Here is a 17293-nt window from a genome sequence, read left to right on the forward strand (position 1 = left end):
TCGCTTCGATGAATCCTGGGTGTGCAGTTTCTACGTACTCTTGAGTACCATGCGATGGTCTGATCCTGGTCACGTGCGTTCGATGGCGAGTCCTCAGGATCGTCACGGACCCATGGCTTGCGAGCCCCCTGTCGGGATCTCCAGCTCGAAGGTGGCGCCGCGGCCCGGCCCGTCGCTGCGGGCGGTCAGCGTGCCGCCCATGTCCCGGGCGGCCAGCACGCAGCTGTGCAGGCCGAAGCCGTGGCCGTCCTTGCGGGTGGTGAAGCCGTGTGCGAACACCCGCGTCAGGTGTTCCGGGGCGATGCCGATGCCGTTGTCCGACACCGTGATGTGCAGCCGCTCGCCCTGCCGGTCGACCTGCAGGCGCACCAGCGCGTCGGAGCGGCCGTGGTCGGTGCAGGCGTTCTTGGCGTTGGCCAGCAGGTTGACCAGGATCTGCAGCACCCGCGAGCGGTCCAGGCGCAGCCCGGACAGCTCGGCCAGCCGGGTCTCCACCCGCACGTGGTGGCGGGCCATCGAGGCCTCGTTCATCTGCAGCGCGTCGTGCACCAGGCTGCCGATCTCCACCGGCTCGACCACGCTCGAGCGGCCGGCGTACGACTGCTGGGTGGCGACGATGTCCTTGATGTGGCCGACCCGGCCGACCAGCAGCTCGAGTTCGGCCGCCAGCTCGGACTGCTCGATCGCCACCGCCTGCACCAGCCGGTTCAGGTAGCCGGGCAGCCGTCGGCCCTTGTCGTCGTGCGTCAGGAAATGGCCCAGGTCGTCCGGGTGCTCGTTCATCAGCGCCATGGCCCGGCCGAAGCCGCTCACCTTGGACTGGCGCAGCCGGTTGCCGATCAGGTCGGCCGACACGTTGACGCTGTTGAGCACATTGCCCACGTTGTGCAGCACGTTGGTGGCGATCTCGGCCATGCCGGCCCGCCGGGCGGTGTCGAGCAGCTGGGCCTGGGCGTCCTGCAGCTCGCGGGTGCGCTGCTCTACCCGGGCCTCGAGCTCGGCGTAGAGCCGGGCGTTCTCGAGCGAGACCGCCAGCTGCGCGGCCACCAGCTGCACCGCGTCGAGCCGGTCGGCGGCAAAACAGCCGGTGGCCAGCCGGTTCTCCAGCAGCAGCATCGCCCGGGCCTCGCCCTGGCTCAGGATGGGCAGCACCAGCAGCGCGCAGCGCTGCAGGCCGGCCAGGTGCGGGTCGCCGGCGAAGCGGTCGTCCTGCATCGCGTCGTCGATCACCAGCGGCTGGCGCGTGCGTTCGGCGTAGCGGAAGGCCGACATCGGCACCAGGCCCTGCTGCCCGGCCAGATCCAGCGGCATCGCCGGCGTCGCGGCCGCGTCGGCGGCCAGCACCAGCCAGCCGTCCGGCGCCTCCCGCCGCAGCGCCAGGTGCACGTCGGTGGCGCCGGTCATCGCGCCCATCAGCTCCACCACCCGGGCGGTCAGCCGCTCCAGGCTGGTTTCCGAGCTGAGCAGCTGCGAGGCCCGCACGACGGCGAGCAGGTCGATGGCGTGGTCGTCGCGGGCCGGCGTCGGTCCGCCGTCGGCCGGCTCCCGCGCCTCGGGCCGGTGGGCGGTCGGGCGCAGGAAGGGGTGCTGCAGCATCAGCCTCTGCACCTTGGCCGTCGCTCCCCAGTGTTCATGGGCCTGCCGCGCCTCGGCCAGCAGGCAGCGGCCGGTGGCCACGAGTCCGTGGTCCAGGTGGAAGCGAGCGGCCCGCTCGGTGATCAGCGCCCGGTGCCAGGCCCGCGAGCGGGTCGCCACCCGGTCCATCGCGGCGTCGAACGCCCGGGCCGCGGCCCGCTCGTCCCCCAGCGCCCAGGCCTGTTCGGCCTCGATCCAGTGCTGCAGGTGCAGGAAGTTGCCGGGCTGGTCGGCGGCACGCTGCGTCATCCAGGCCCTTGAGCCGGCCAGGGCCGCGCGGGCCTCGGCCAGGTCGGCCCCCGGGGCCGCGGCGCGGATCCGCCCGGCCATCGCCAGCGCGTTCAGGGCGTGCGCCCAGGCGGTCGGGTAGAAGCCGGGCATCGCCCCGAGCAGCGGCATCGCCGCGGCGATGTGCGACTGCAGGCGCGGCAGGTCGTCGAACAGCGCCGCCGACAGCGCCCGCAGCAGGTGGAAGGTCACGCCCAGCGTGCCGACGGCCAGCCGGCCGCTCTGGCGCGCGGCCTCGTCGAACGAGGCGTCGTCGAGGCTGCCGGGCGGCTCGGTGGGCTCGGTCAGGCTGCGCAGCAGCTGTCGGTAGGTGCGGTAGATGCCCTGGGCGAACTCGTTGCCAGTGCGCTGGGCGAAGGCCAGGCCGCGGTCGACTTCGTCGATGCAGGTCTGCAGCGCCGGTGCGCTGTCCAGCACGGCCGGGGTGGTGGCGTTGTAGGTCAGGCAGGCGAACTGCAGGTCGCCGCCGCGCAGCAGCGCCTCGTGTGCCTCGCGGGCCTGGGCGATGCTGTCCTCCAGCGGGCCGAACCAGTGCTGGGTGGCGATCGCGTGCACGTGGCGTGCGGTGGCCGTGGCCAGCTCGTAGCCGCGGGCTTCGCCCACCGACAGCGTCTGCCGGGCCAGCGTGTGGGCCGCCCCGTAGGCCTGGCGGCGGGCCATCAGCACCAGCGGCATGCTCAGCGCGGCGCTGCGCACCAGGGCCGGGCAGGGGCCGTGCACGGTCCACAGCCGCCGGCTTTCCACGGCCAGCCAGGCGTTGATGTCGGGGGCGCACTGCAGCGTCGGGATCACCAGCCGGTCGAGCAGCTGGGCCACGGCGACGACCCGGGCGTCGCTCACGTCCGGGCGGTGGCGGTCGTCCGGGCCGACCGTGTCCGACAGCGCGGACAGGCCCTGCTCGATCGCCGCGGGGTCCTGCGTGGGCACCTCGGTGCCCAGCCGCGCCAGCAGGGCCACGCCGAGCTGCACGGCCTCGGGGCCGCGGGCGCGGTGCGTCAGGCTGGCGATCTGCAGGCAGGTGGCCTCGACCTGATCGAGCGCCTCGTCGCTGCACCGCTGGACGAACCCGAAGGCCGCATCGGCCTCGTCGAGCTGCCCGAGGTTGTAGAGCGACAGGTGGCGCTCGGTGGCCACGGCGATGCGCAGGCTGCGGTCCGTGTCGCCGGCCAGCCCGCTCAGCAGCGTGATGGCCGCCGACATCAGGCGCTCCACCATGCCGTGGCTGACCAGGCGCAGGCGGGCGGCGGCTTCGTGGAACAGGCGGGCGGCCCGGCCGCGCTCATCGGCATCGTCGATCAGCGCGGCCGCCGGCAGGTACTGCTCGGCCGCCACCGCCCTGAAATGGGCGTGCCGGGTCAGGCGGCGCGCCAGGTCCAGGTGCAGGCGGCAGGCGCCCCGTCCCTGGAGCCGGCGGTACGCGGCCTGCTGCACGCGGTCGTGCCGGAAGCGGATCGCCCGCACGCCGTCGTCGATCATCACCAGCAGGCCGTCGTCGAGCGCGGTGGCGGCCTGCGCCTCGACCTCGGCGGGGGCGCGCCCGCTGGCGGCCTGCAGCAGCTCCAGCGACAGCTCGCCCCCCAGGCAGGCCATGATCTCCAGCAGCTCGATGGTGGCCGCAGGCAGGCGCTCGATGCGCGCCTGCAGCAGCTCGAGCACCTCGCCCCGGCCGACGTGGGCCTGGATCTCGCGGGGATCCCACTGCCAGCCGGCGTCGCCGGCCACCAGCACGCCGTCGCGCCGCAGTGCGTTGATCAGCTCCACCGTGTCGAAGGGGTTGCCCGCCGTGCGCGGGGCCACGGCCCGGGCCAGCGCGTCCGCCTGCGGCAGCGGCAGCCGCATCATGCTGGCGAGCAGCTCGGTCAGGTTGTCCGGGGGCAGATTGTCCAGCAGCAGGCGCCAGGGCGGGCCCGGCTGCTGCTGCCAGCGGTCCAGCCGGGCCTGCAGCGCATGGGTGGCCCCGACCTCGCCGGCCCGGTAGGCGCCCACCAGCAGCAGCCCCGTCAGGCGTGCATCCGTCAGGATCGCGTCGAAGGTGCGGATGGCCGGGGCGGCGGCCCACTGCAGGTCATCGATGACCATCACCAGCGGCCGTTCGGGCGAGACGATGGCCCGCAGCAGGTCCAGCACCGCCTGCACCAGCTGGCTGCCGGCGAGCAGCACGTCCTGCGCGGGCGTGCCGTCGGGTTCCACGCCCAGCAGCAGCGCGAACTCGGGCAGCAGCGTGGTGACCAGGCCGACGTTGGGGCCGAGCGTGCGGCGCAGCCGCAGCCGCTGGGCCGCCAGCGCCGCTTCAGGCTCGGCCAGCAGCAGGCGGCCGAGGGCCCGCAGCGCCTGGTGCATCGCGTCGGTGTCCTGGTCCTGGCGCAGCTGGTCGAACTTGCCGCAGACGAACCAGCCGCGCCGGGCGGTCACCAGCGGGCGCAGCGTGTTGATCAGGGCCGTCTTGCCCACGCCGGGCGCCCCGGCCACCAGCACGGCCCGGCGCTGCGGGGTCAGCGCGGCGTCCAGGGCCGAGGCCAGCACGGCCCGCTCCGGCTCGCGGCCGACCAGCTGCGACGGCGGAGCGAGCCAGTCCGGGTGGTCGTGGCGACCGGGCACGAACGGCGGGCGCGGGTCGGCCGCCGGGTCGGGCCGCATCAGTTCGGCCAGGTCACGGGCCAGGCCCTGGCCGCTCTGGTAGCGCCGGTCGGGCGATTTTTCCAGCAGGTGCAGGATCACGTCCGACAGCTCGGCCGGCAGCGCCGGCCGGCGCTCGATCGGGGGCACCGGCAGCACGGCCAGGTGCTGGTGGATCAGGCGCAGCGGATCGGCCTCGACGAACGGCGGGCGGCCGGTGGCCTGCTCGTAGAGCAGGGCCCCCAGCGCGTAGAGATCGGCACGGTGGTCGATGCCCAGGCCGGAGCGGCCGGTCTGCTCGGGCGCGCCGTAGGCCAGCGTGCCGGTCACCAGGCTGTGGTGGATGAAACCGGGCTGCTCCTCGGCCGAGGTGGTGGCGTGCTCGAAGCCGATCAGCACCGGCGTGTCGTCCGCGCCGGTCAGCACGATGTTGAGCGGATGCAGGTTGCGGTGCTGCACGCCGCGCTGGTGCACCGCCGCCAGGATGCGCGCCAGCCGCCCGGCCAGGCGCAGCAGCTCCGGCAGCGCCATCGGCGTGCCGGCCTCGCGCTGCGACAGCCGTTGCCCGCCGTCGTCCTCGAGCAGGATGTGGTCGTCGGCCTCGTCCCCGGGGGCGAGCCGGGGCACGCCCGCCACGCCGGCCAGCCGCTCGAGCACCCGGCGCTCGTTGCGCAGCCGCATCCGCGCCTGCGGGCCGAAGGCCTGCTTGCAGATGACGGTCGTGCCGTCGGGCCGGGTCTGGCGCAGCACCCGCAGGGTGGTGCTGCGGTGCAGCAGCACGTCGGTGTCGGCGGTCGGGGGCAGTGCCATCGGCTCCATGGTGCGGCTCGCTCGTGTTCAGTGGGCTGGGGGGGTGTCCAGCCGGTTGCGCTGGGCCTGCCACAGCGCGTCCAGCGCCGCGGCGGCCATCGGTCGCCCGAGCAGGTAGCCCTGGGCGGCGTCACACCGGTGGGCCTGCAGGAAGGCCAGCTGCTCGGGCGTCTCCACCCCTTCGGCCACCACCGCCATGCCGAGCGCGTGGGCCATGCCGATGATGGCGCGCGTGATGGCCTCGTCGGCCTCGATGCTGGCCAGCCCGGCGACGAAGGCGCGGTCGATCTTGATGAGGTCGAGCGGAAAGCGCCGCAGGTAGCTCAGGCTGGAGAAGCCGGTGCCGAAGTCGTCCAGGGCCAGCGACACGCCCATGGACTTGATCGACCGCAGCGTCTCGATCACCGCGTCGGTCTGGTGCATCAGCAGGCTTTCGGTCAGCTCCAGCTCCAGCAGCCCGCCGGCCAGGCCCGAATCGTCCAGCACGCGCCGCACGGTGGCGGGCAGGTCGTGCTGGCGGAACTGCCGCGGCGACACGTTGACCGCCACCGACAGCCCCAGCTGCCAGCGCTGCTGCCAGGCCTGCGCCTGGGCGCAGGCGGTGCGCAGCACCCAGTCGCCGATGTCCACGATCAGGCCGGTCTCCTCGGCGATCGGGATGAAGCTCGAGGGCGGGACCATGCCCAGCGCCGGGTGGCGCCAGCGGATCAGCGCCTCGACGCCGGTGACGCGGCCGCTGCCCAGGTCCAGCTTGGGCTGGTAGTGCAGCTCGAACTGGTTCTCGTCGACGGCGGTGTGCAGCGCCCGGGCCAGCGTCTCGCGCTCGCGGGCCTGCTCGCTCATCTCGCGGCTGTAGAACTGGAAGCCGTTGCGGCCATCGTGCTTGGCCCGGTACATCGCGGTGTCGGCATGCATCAGCAGCGCCTCGCTGCTGTCGCCGTCCTCGGGGAACAGGCTCACGCCGACGCTGGTGCTGGCGTGCAGCAGGTGGCCGTCGATCTCGAAGGGCGGGGCCAGCGCGTCGAGCACCTTCTGCGCCGCGGCGGAGGCATCGCAGGCCCGGTGGATGCCCGGCAGCAGCACGACGAACTCGTCGCCGCCCAGGCGGGCCACCGTGTCCGACCGGCGCATGGTCTCGCGCAGCCGGGTCGACAGCGCCACCAGCAGGCCGTCGCCGACCGGGTGTCCGTAGCTGTCGTTGACGAACTTGAAATGGTCCAGGTCGAGCCAGAGCACGCCGACCCGCTCCTGCATGCGCCGGGCGTGCGCGATGGCCTGGTCCAGCCGATCGCGCAGCATGAGGCGGTTGGGCAGGCCGGTCAGCGCGTCGTGGCGGGCCTGGAACTCCAGCGCCTGCTGGTGGTCCCGGGCGGCGGTGACGTCGTTGAGCACGCCCACGAAGTGCGTCACCGCACCCTCGGCGTCACGCACCGGCGCGATGTGCAGCTCGTTCCAGAACGCGCTGCCGTCCTTGCGGCGGTTGCGGAACACGCCGTGGCCTTCACGCTCCTCGCGCACGGCGGCGGCGATCTCGCGCAGGGCCGGCTGCTCGGACTCGTCGCCCTGCAGGAAACGGGCGTTGCGTCCGAGCACCTCCTGGGGCGGGTAGCCGGTGATGCGCTCGAAGGCCGGGTTGACGTATTCGATCGGCTGGTCGGCCCGCAGGTGGTCGGTGATCATGATGGCGTTGACCGCGGCCTCGATCGCCCGGTCCCGCACCCGCAGCGCCAGTTCGGCCTGCCGGCGCGCCTGCACCTCGTCGCTGAGCTCGCGGGTGCGCTGCCTCACCGCCGCTTCCAGCCCGTCCATCTGCGACTGCGCCTGCAGGCTCAGCGACCACTTCATGACCAGCGTGCGCGCCAGCTGCAGCACCTCGATGGTGTCGAAGGGCTTCTTCAGCACCAGCAGGCGGTCGCGCGCGTCCAGGCGTCGCAGCACGTCCTCCCAGGCGTGGTCGGTGTAGGCCGTGCAGATCACCACCTGCAGGCGTGGATCGGCCTGCCACAGCCGCTCGATCGTCTCCACGCCGTCCCAGCCCGGCGGCATGCGCATGTCGACGAAGGCCATCGCGTAGGGCCGGCCCTGCTGCAGCGCCTGCTGCACCCGGCTCAGGCCCTCCTGTCCCTGGTAGGCCGAGTCGAGCTCGAACTCGATCTGCTCGGCCGCGGCGCTGTCGCCGAACAGCAGGGCCTCGTCGTCGAGCAGGTCCATCGCGTCGGAGGACACGGCCAGGAGCTTGCGGAAATCCTCGTGGATCGACGGCATGTCGTCGATCAGCAGGATGCGGCGGTTCGTCGGCAGGTTCATCATGCGTTCCTCGTGCGTGGCCCGGTGCCCACGGGGGCGGACACCGACGGCAGCCAAGTCCTGCAGTGTGAACCACCCGGCCTGAACCTCCCGTCTCGCGGCCCGCGATGCCCGGGCCGTCGCGCCACCCCTGGGGTGGTCACCAGGGTTGTATCGGAGCGCACGCAGGCTTCTTGAGGCGAGGGGGCTCGAAGCGGAACACCCCGACGGTGCCCACCAGCCGCTGCGCCTGCCGCCTCAGGCTCTCCGCGGCCGCGCTGGTCTCCTGGACCAGCGCGGCGTTCTTCTGCGTGCCCTGGTCGATGTGCTGCACGGCCAGGCCGATGTGGCGGACCCCTTCGTTCTGCGTGCCGCTGGCCTGGCTGATCCGGGTGACCAGGTCGTGGACCTGGCCGATGGCGAGCACGACCTGCTCCATCGTGCTGCCGGCGCGGTCGACCAGCGCGCGACCCCGCTCGACCCGGTCGCCGCTCGAGGCGATCAGGGCCCTGATGTCGCGCGACGCGTCACCCGAACGCCGCGCCAGGGTGCGCACCTCGTCGGCGACGACCGCAAAGCCCCGGCCTTGCGCACCGGCCCGGGCGGCCTCGACCGAGGCGTTGAGGGCCAGCAGATGGGTCTGGAAGGCGATGGCGTCGATCACGCCGATGATGTCGGCGATGCGCCGGCTGTCCTCGCCGATGCCGTGCATGGTGTCGACCACCTCGTGCACCACCTGGCCGCCCTGGCGGGCGACGCCGCTGGCCTGCTGCGCCAGGTCGCAGGCCTGGCGGGCATCGACGGCGTTGTGGTGGCTGGAGCTGCCCAGCGTCTCCATCGAGGCGTTCGTCTGCTGCAGGGCCGCGGCCTGCTGCTCGGTGCGCATCGCCAGGTCCGCACTGCCGTGGGCGATCTCGGCGCTGGCATTGGCCACCGTCTCGGCGCTGTCACGCACCTGACCCACCAGCTGGCGCAGCCGGTCCTGCATGTGGGCCAGCGCCTGCAGCAGCTGCGAGGTCTCGTCCCGCCCGGGCACGTGGATGACCCGGGTCAGGTTGCCGCCCGCCACGTCGCTGGCCACCTCGATGGCGTGGCGCAGCGGCTGCACCACCGAGCGGCTGAGCATCAGGCCGATGGTGATGCCCAGCGCCGTGGCCAGCAGCATCAGCCCCACGCTCCAGCCGACCGCCTGCCGCCCCTGCCGGAAGGCCTCGGCCGCGATGTCCGCGCTGTGGGCGGCGATCTGCTGCTGCAGCGCGTCGAGCAGCCGGGCCGGCTCGCGGTCGATGCCACGCACCATCAGGTCGCCGATCGACGGCTCCAGCCCGTTGTCCTTGAACTTCTCGAGTCCGGCCCGGTAGCCGGTGGCCATCTGCCGGTGGGCCGCGATGAAGCGCTCCAGCAGCTCCCGCAGCGCCGGGTCCCGGAGGCGGGCCTTCAGCGCCTGCGCGCCCTCGGCGACGGCCTTCTCCTCGTCCTGGAAGGCGCTCCAGTGCCGCTCCAGCAGCGCGCCGTCCATGCCACGCAGCAGCAGGTTCTTCCATTCCTGCACCTGGGTCTTGAAGTGGCTGACCATCACCGCGGTGGCCCGTTCGTCGGCGACCCGCTCCAGCACGTCGGCCCGCAGCGTGTCCAGCGACCGGCTGCTGATGAACAGCCCGCCCAGGCCCGCGGCCAGCGTCAGCAGCAGCGCCAGTGCGAAGGCGAGGGGGACTTTCCTGTCGATGTTCATGGCGTCCTGGCTCGATCGACTTCAGGCCGGCCCCTGCCGGGGCCGGTTCGTCGCCGCGGGATCCCCCGCCGCTGGAGTCTGTATCGGGCGTGCCGGTCGCGGATTCAATGAAGTTTTCGTGACACGCCGGCCGGGCGGAGGCGGGCGGGGCTCAGGCCGCGTCCTGCGCCACCGCGATCAGCTGCTGGCGCAACCACGCATGGGCCGCGTCCTGGGTGTTGTGGCGGTTCCACTGCATCACCAGGTGCAGCGGCGGGATCTCGAAGGGCGGGGGCAGCAGGCGGATCGGCAGGATGCGGGCGTACATGCGTGCCAGGCGGGTGTGCATGGTGGCGATGCGCTGCGTGCCCACCACCAGCGGGGGCAGCGAGTTGAAGGTGCTGGCGGTGACCACCACCTCGCGGGCCACGCCGTGGGTCGACAGGAACCAGCTCTCGAAGGTGGCGACCCGCTGGTCGCCGAACTGCGCGGCGACGTGGCGCGAGGCCATGTAGTGCTCGAAGCTCAGGCCCTGCGCCGGCAGGCGATGGCCGGTCCAGACCACGCAGGTGTAGCTCTCGGACATCAGCTGCTGCATCGGGTGCTGGTCGCTCGCGTTGCGTTCGGGATAGAGCGCGAAGTCGACCTCGCCGCGCTCGAGGCGCTGCAGGTTGCTGTCGCCCAGGCTGACCACGTCCATCGAGATGCCCGGGGCCTCGGTCTCCAGGCGCTGCGCCAGCGGCGTCAGCAGCACGGTGGTGGCGTAGTCCGAGGCGTTGAAGACGAAGCGGCGCTGCTCGCGCGTGGCGTCGAAGTCGGCCTTGGCCGCCAGCGTGGCCTGCGAGCGCAGCAGCAGGTCGCGCACCGGCTCGCGCAGGTTCTGCGCCAGCGGCGTGAGCTCCATGCGCCGCCCGACCTGCACCAGCAGCTCGTCGCCGAAGTGCTCGCGCAGCCGCGCCAGCGCGCTGCTGGTGGCCGAGGCGCCGATGTGCAGGCGCTCGCCCGCGCGGCTGACGCTGCGGGTGTCGAGCAGCGCGTCGAGCGTGACGAAGAGGTTGAGGTCGAAGTGGCCGAGGCGCATGGGATGGGGTCTCCTGTCTTTCGATGCCATCGGATGATGGTGTCGAAAGTAATTGATTTGCCTGGATGGTAATGACTTCTAGGATTGCGACACATCAAACACCAAGAACACCGGAGACCGACATGAATCCACGCGCCACCGCGCCGCCGCCGCGCACCCGCCCGGACTGATCCGTCCGCGCGCCGGAACCCGGCCCTCGCGCCGTTCCGATCCCGCTTTCCCTCCAGGCCATGCCGGCGCTCCGCGCGTCCGGCAGGGCGCAGCGCTGCCCTGCCGGGCGGCTGACCACGCCGCAGAGCGTGCTGCGAACGCTTCCGACCGCCCCACAGGAGACCCCCAGTGAACCTCGCCCGAACCTGCATCCGCCCGAGTCGGCCCCGCCGCGCGCCCGGCATCCCCCTGCTGCCCGGTGCGCTGATGAGCGCCGTGCTGCTGGCCCTGAGCCCGGGCGCGGCCCGCGCCTTCGAGGTCGACACCGGCCACCCGGACCTGAAGGTGCTGTGGGACACGACGCTGAAGTACAGCACCGGCTTTCGTGTCAAGGGACCCTCGTCGTCGGTGGTCGGAGGCTCGAACTACGACACCACGTCGTCGAGCTATTTCCCCAACACCGACGACGGCAGCCGCAATTTCCGCCGCGGCCTGGTCTCGAACCGCCTCGACCTGCTCAGCGAGCTGGACGTCTCCTACCAGGGCTTCGGCGCGCGCATCTCCGGCGCGGGCTGGTACGACCGGGTCTACCAGCGCGGGCGCAACGACAACGACTCGGCGTCGACCGCCAACGCCACCTCGGTCGAGCACGACCAGTTCACCGAGGCCACGCGCAAGCTGCACGGCGGCAGCGCGGACCTGCTCGACGCCTTCGTGTTCGGCAAGTTCCAGCTCGGCTCGACCAACGCCTCGGTGCGCCTGGGCAAGCACACGCTGCTCTACGGCGAGAGCCTGATGCTGGGGGCCAACGGCATCGCGGCGGCGCAGGCCTCGATCGACGTGGTCAAGGCCGCGACGGTGCCCAACGCGCAGTTCAAGGAATTCATGATGCCGATCAACCAGCTGTCGGCACAGCTGCAGGTCTCCGAGGACGTGACCGTGGGCGGCTACTACATGCTCGACTGGAAGAGCGACCGCCTGCCGGGCTCGGGCAGCTACTACTCCTTCATGGACTCGCTGGCCACCGGCGGCGAGCGGCTGATCGTCGGCCACTCGCCGGCCGGCAACGTCGGTTTCGCCCGAGAGGCCGACATGAAGGCCAGGCGGTCCGGCCAGGGCGGCGTGCAGGTGCGCTTCCACGTCGAGGACGTCGACTACGGCCTCTACGCGGTGCAGTGGCACGACCACGGCCCGTCCGGCCTCTACCTGCACCCCTCCGCCACGCCGGTGGCCTCCTCCAGCGGTCTGCAGGTGGGCACCTACCAGTGGGCCTTCCATGAGGGCATCCGCGCGGTCGGCGGCAGCTTCAGCACCACGCTGGGCAACGTCAACCTGTCGGGCGAGGTGTCCATGCGCAGCAACACGCCGCTCGACAGCGATGCGCAGGTCGACGTGGCCGGCGCCGACAACAGCGGCAATCCGCTGTACGCGGTGGGCAAGTCGGCCCATGCACAGGTGAACTGGATCGCCAGCATCGGCCCGACCTTCCTGGCCCGCGAGGCCGACTTCGTCGGCGAGGTGGCGTGGAACCGCCGCCTGTCGATCAGCAAGAACGCCGCGGCGCTCAACCCCAACGCCTCGCGTGACGCGGCGAACCTGCGGGTGGTGTTCGAGCCCAAGTACCGCCAGGTGCTGCCGGGCCTGGACCTGAGCGTGCCGGTGGGCGTGGGCTACGGCCTGTGGGGCAACTCGTCGACCGTCGGCGCCTTCATGGGCGCGGGCACCGGCGACGTGAGCATCGGCGTGAACGGCGCCTACCTGGACGTGTGGCGCTTCGGCCTCAACCTGACGCACTACATGGGGCCGGCCGGGCCGTTCATCGAGAACGGCCACCGCTCGTTCAAGCAGTACTACGCCGACCGCGACTACCTGTCGTTCAACCTGCGCCGCACGTTCTGATCCCCCGATCTTCCGGAGACCCCTTCCATGTTCCCCCTCAAGTCACTGCCTCTGGCGATCACCCTGGCCTGCAGCACGGCCTTCATGTCCCCGGCCTGGTCGGCGGTGGGCGCCGATGAAGCCGCCCGCCTCAAGACCGACCTCACGCCGCTGGGCGCCGAGAAGGCCGGCAACAAGGACGGCAGCATCCCGGCCTGGACGGGCGGCCACACCACGGCCATCCCGGGCTTCAGGAACGGCGGCAAGCGGGCCGATCCGTTCGCCGCCGACAAGCCGCTGCTGCAGATCACCGCCAAGAACATGGACCAGCACGCCGACCGGCTGACCGACGGCGTCAAGGCCATGCTGAAGAAGTACCCCGACAGCTTCCGCGTCGACGTCTACCCGACCCGGCGCACCGCGGCCGCGCCGCAGTGGGTCTACGACAACACCGCGAGGAACGCGGTCAAGGCCGAGCTCAAGGACCTGGTGCCGAGCAACGCCTACGGCGGCATTCCCTTCCCCATCCCGAAGAGCGGCGCCGAGGCGATGTGGAACCACTCGCTGCGCTGGCGCGGCGAGGCCTGGCACGTGGCGGTCAAGGGCATCCAGGGCACCGGCGACGGCAAGCACGTGGTCACGACCGTGGCCTCGGGCGACTTCCAGATGCCCTACTACTTCAAGGACGGCAGCCCGGAGAAGTTCGACGGCCAGTTCTGGTCCATCCGCCTGATCAACTCCGGCCCGCCGCTGCGTGCCGGCGAAGGGGTGGTCGGCCGTGAGCACATGGTCGGCGACAAGACCCAGGTCTGGGCCTACATCACCGGCCAGCGCCGCGTGCGCAAGGTGCCCAACGCCTGCTGCGACACGCCCACCCCGGCCAGCGCGGGCATCTCCATGTTCGACCAGACCGACGTGTTCAACGGCCGCCTCGACCGCTTCGACTGGAAGATCGTCGGCAAGAAGGAGATGCTGATCCCCTACAACGGCAACAAGCTGCTGGCCACGCCCGAAGCCAAGGCGCTGGACAAGCACCACCTGGCGTCGGACGCGATGCGCTGGGAGCTGCACCGCGTCTGGGTGATCGAGGCCACGGTGGCCGCCGGCAAGCGCCACCTCGCGCCCAAGCGCCGCTACTACCTCGACGAGGACACCTGGATCGCCGTGCTCGCCGACCACTGGGACGCCAATGGCCAGCTCTGGCAGATGGGTTTCTCCAACCCGGTGGTGATGCCCGACCTGCCGGCGACGACCTCGCCGGGCATGTTCGGCTTCTACGACCTGATCTCGGGGGCCTGGTACTACGACGGCGCGATGAACGACTCCGCCGAGCAGTACCGGATCATGCCGCGCTACAGCGACACGGTCTTCACGCCCGAGGCCCTGACCGGCGAGGGCGTGCGCTGAGCACGCACCGGGCATGAGCGCAACACATCGCGTGGAACAGGGGCCCGGGGCGGCGGGCATCGACCGCCGTCGACGGGCATGTCTCGGAGCGCTGCTGCTGGCCGGCACCGGGGTCGGGCCGGTCCGGGCCGAGGCGGCTCCGGGCGGGGCGGCTCCGGTGGCCGGTCCGCTGGAGCGGCCCGCCACGGTCCTCAGGGATCCGCGCCGCGCGATGCTGCTCGGCCTGGCGCGGGCCGGCGCGCGCACCGTGTCGGTGGGCAGCCACGGGGTCGTGCTGCTGTCCGACGACGACGGCGCCACCTGGCGCCAGGCGGCGTCGGTGCCGGTCAGCGTCACGCTGACGGCGGTGCGCTTCGTCACGGCCCGGGTCGGCTGGGCGGTGGGCCACCAGGGCGTGGTGCTGCGCACCGACGACGCCGGCGAGCACTGGACCCGCCAGCTCGAGGGGCGGGCGATCGCGCAGCTGCTGCTGGCCGACGCGGTGCGCCGGGGCGACGCCCGGGCCGAGGCCGAAGCCCGCCGCGCGGTCGAGGAAGGCGCCGACAAGCCGCTGCTGGCCCTGCATTTCCGCAGCGAGCAGGAGGGTCTCGTCGTCGGCGCCTTCGGCCTGGTGCTGGCCACCACCGACGGCGGGCGCCACTGGACGCCGCAGGGCGACCGGCTCGACAACCCGAAGGGGGCCCACCTCTACACGATCGACCGCCACGAGGACACGGTGCTGATCGCCGGTGAGCAGGGCCTGCTGCTGCACTCCGGCGACGGCGGGCGCAGCTACCGCCGCGTGCCGACCCCGTATGCCGGCAGCTACTTCGGCGTCGGCCGGGATGCGGCCGGGGCCTGGGTGCTGGCCGGGCTGCGCGGCACGGTGCTGCGCAGCGACGACCAGGGCCGCCGCTGGGCCACGCTGGCCAGCCCCGTGCCCGCCAGCGTGACCGCGCTGACCCGTGACCGGGACGGCACGCTGTGGCTGGCCAACCAGGCCGGCCAGCTGCTGCGGCCGACCGCGGCCGCAGCGCCGCTGCAACTGGCGGCGCAGACCGCCGCCCAGCAACCTGCCGACCTGCTCCGGCTCGACGACGGCCGGATGCTGATCGCCGGCTGGAACGGCATCACCCGAGTGAGCCTGCGATGAAACCCGCGATTCCCCTGACCGTCAGCGAACAGACGCTGAGCTTCGACCGCCAGTCGGGCTCGCTGGTCGAGCGCGCGCTGTTCAACCACCGCCTGATCGTGCTGCTGGTCTGCGCGCTGGTCACCGTGCTGCTGGGCTGGCAGGCCACCCGGCTGCAGCTCAACGCCAGCTACGAGAAGACCATTCCCCAGGGCCATCCCTACATCGTCAACTGGCTGGCCCACCAGGCCGACCTGAAGGGCCTGGGCAACGCGGTGCGCATCGCGGTGGCCAACCCCGAGGGCGACATCTACGACGCCCGCTACCTCGAGACGCTGCGCACGCTCAACGACCAGGTCTTCCTGATCCCGGGCGTGGACCGCGCGGCGATGAAGTCGCTCTGGACACCCAACATGCGCTGGACCGGCGTGACCGAGGAGGGCCTCGAGGGCGGGCCGGTCATCCCCGACGCCTACGACGGCCAGGCCGCCAGCCTGCAGCAGCTGCGCGCCAACGTGCAGCGCTCCGGCGAGATCGGCCAGATCGTCGCGCTCGACGGCCGCTCCAGCGTCATCCACGTGCCGCTGCTGGCCACCACGGCCGATGGCCGGACGCTGGACTACGTGGCGCTGTCCCGCCAGCTCGAGGCGCTGCGCGAGCGCCACGAGGCCCGTGGCGTGACGCTGCACATCACCGGCTTCGCCAAGGTCGTCGGCGACCTGATCGCCGGGCTCAGGCAGGTCGTGGTGTTCTTCGTGCTGGCCATCCTGATCGCCGCGGCCATGGTCTACGGCTACACGCGCTGCGTGCGCTCGACCGTGCTGGTCGTGCTCAGCTCGCTGGTGGCGGTGGTCTGGCAGCTCGGCCTGCTGCCGTCGCTGGGCTATGCGCTGGACCCGTACTCGATGCTGGTGCCCTTCCTGGTGTTCGCCATCGGCATGAGCCATGGCGCGCAGAAGATGAACGGCATCATGCAGGACATCGGCCGCGGCGTGCCCAAGTGGATCGCCGCGCGCTACACCTTCCGCCGCCTGTTCCTGGCCGGCCTGACCGCGCTGCTGGCCGACGCGGTGGGCTTCGCGGTGCTGCTGGCCATCGACATCCGCGTGATCCAGGAGCTGGCGATCGCCGCCTCCATCGGCGTGGCCGCGCTGATCTTCACCAACCTGATCGTGCTGCCCATCCTGCTGAGCTACACCGGCGTGAGCCCGGCGGCCGCGCGGCGCAGCCTGCACGGCGAGCAGGACTTCGCCAGCGCCGGGGGCCACGAGCCGGCCGGGCTGTTCCGCCTGCTGGAGCGTTTCACCGAGCGGCGCTGGGCGCTGCCGGCGGTGCTGGTGTCGCTGGCCCTGGCGCTGGGGGGCTATGGCGTCAGCCGCCACCTGGCCATCGGCGACCTGGACCCCGGCGCGCCCGAGCTGCGGGCGGACTCGCGCTACAACCGCGACGTCGTCTTCGTCAACGCCCACTACGGGGCCAGCAGCGACGTGTTCGCCGTGATGGTGAGCACCCCCGACGGCGCCTGCGCCGACCACGACACGCTGATGCGCGTGGACGCGCTCGAGTGGCAGCTGCAGCAGCTGCCCGGGGTGGAGTCGACCCAGTCGCTGGCCCGCCTCAACCGCCTGGTGCTGACCGGCCTGAACGAGGGCCAGCCGCGCTGGTTCGACCTGATCCCCAACCAGGCCATGCTCAACATGGTCACCGGCAACGCGCCCCGCGGGCTCTACAACGACAGCTGCAACCTGCTGACCGTCAGCGCCTTCCTGCAGGACCACAAGGCGGCGACGCTCAACGGCCTGATCGACACGGTGGACCGCTTCGCGGCGGCCAACGACGGCCCGAAGGCGAAGTTCCTGCTGGCCGCGGGCTCGGCCGGCATCGAGGCGGCCACCAACATCGTCGTGCGCGAGGCCTGGCACCGCATGCTGCTGCTGGTCTATGCCGCGGTCGTGGTGCTGGCCTTCATCACCTTCCGCTCCTGGCGCGCGGTGGTGGTGGCGGTGCTGCCGCTGATGCTGACCTCGGTGCTGGCCGAGGCGCTGATGGTGGCTTTCGGCATGGGCGTCAAGGTCGCCACGCTGCCGGTCATCGCGCTGGGCGTGGGCATCGGCGTGGACTACGCGCTCTACATCCTCAGCGTCATGCTGGGCGAGCTGCGCCGCGGCGCCAGCCTGTCGCGCAGCTACCGCATCGCGCTGCACTTCACCGGCCGCGTCGTGCTGCTGACCGGCCTGACGCTGGCGGTGGGCGTGGCCACCTGGGTGTTCTCGCCCATCAAGTTCCAGGCCGACATGGGCCTGCTGCTGGCCTTCATGTT

8 protein-coding genes are annotated in these 17293 nt (G+C 72.1%); 4 read left to right on the plus strand and 4 right to left on the minus strand.

Going from position 1 to position 17293, the window contains the following annotated elements; genetic code table 11:
* Positions 1 to 102: 102 nt before the first annotated feature.
* From C7444_RS05895 to C7444_RS05910, 4 genes are all read right to left on the minus strand, one after another.
* Entirely contained in the window at positions 103 to 5349 is a 5247-nt protein-coding gene (locus tag C7444_RS05895; protein ID WP_170130647.1) for a trifunctional serine/threonine-protein kinase/ATP-binding protein/sensor histidine kinase, read from the minus strand.
* Positions 5350 to 5376: 27 nt separating this feature from the next.
* Positions 5377 to 7656, minus strand: coding sequence for a GGDEF/EAL domain-containing response regulator (locus tag C7444_RS05900; protein WP_170130648.1), 2280 nt, complete (start codon positions 7654 to 7656; stop codon positions 5377 to 5379).
* Between the two features lie 139 nt (positions 7657 to 7795).
* On the minus strand, positions 7796 to 9367 hold the full coding sequence (locus tag C7444_RS05905; RefSeq protein WP_110399912.1) for a methyl-accepting chemotaxis protein: 1572 nt from the start codon (positions 9365 to 9367) through the stop codon (positions 7796 to 7798).
* A gap of 151 nt (positions 9368 to 9518) precedes the next feature.
* The gene (locus C7444_RS05910; protein ID WP_110399913.1) at positions 9519 to 10427 is read right to left on the minus strand and encodes a LysR family transcriptional regulator; all 909 of its coding nucleotides are present in this window, start codon (positions 10425 to 10427) and stop codon (positions 9519 to 9521) included.
* Positions 10428 to 10766: 339 nt separating this feature from the next.
* Between C7444_RS05910 and C7444_RS05915 the strand changes: the two genes are divergently transcribed.
* From C7444_RS05915 to C7444_RS05930, 4 genes are all read left to right on the plus strand, one after another.
* The gene (locus tag C7444_RS05915; protein ID WP_245909425.1) at positions 10767 to 12476 is read left to right on the plus strand and encodes a DUF1302 domain-containing protein; all 1710 of its coding nucleotides are present in this window, start codon (positions 10767 to 10769) and stop codon (positions 12474 to 12476) included.
* Between the two features lie 27 nt (positions 12477 to 12503).
* Entirely contained in the window at positions 12504 to 13862 is a 1359-nt protein-coding gene (locus C7444_RS05920) for a DUF1329 domain-containing protein (protein ID WP_110399914.1), read from the plus strand.
* 13 nt (positions 13863 to 13875) lie between these two features.
* The gene (locus C7444_RS05925; protein WP_110399915.1) at positions 13876 to 14994 is read left to right on the plus strand and encodes a WD40/YVTN/BNR-like repeat-containing protein; all 1119 of its coding nucleotides are present in this window, start codon (positions 13876 to 13878) and stop codon (positions 14992 to 14994) included.
* The coding region (locus C7444_RS05930) for an efflux RND transporter permease subunit (RefSeq protein WP_110399916.1) at positions 14991 to 17293 on the plus strand (2303 nt) is incomplete at its 3' end. The genes C7444_RS05925 and C7444_RS05930, both read left to right, overlap by 4 nt.

It is taken from the genome of Sphaerotilus hippei (assembly GCF_003201595.1).
Lineage (GTDB): Bacteria > Pseudomonadota > Gammaproteobacteria > Burkholderiales > Burkholderiaceae_C > Sphaerotilus > Sphaerotilus hippei.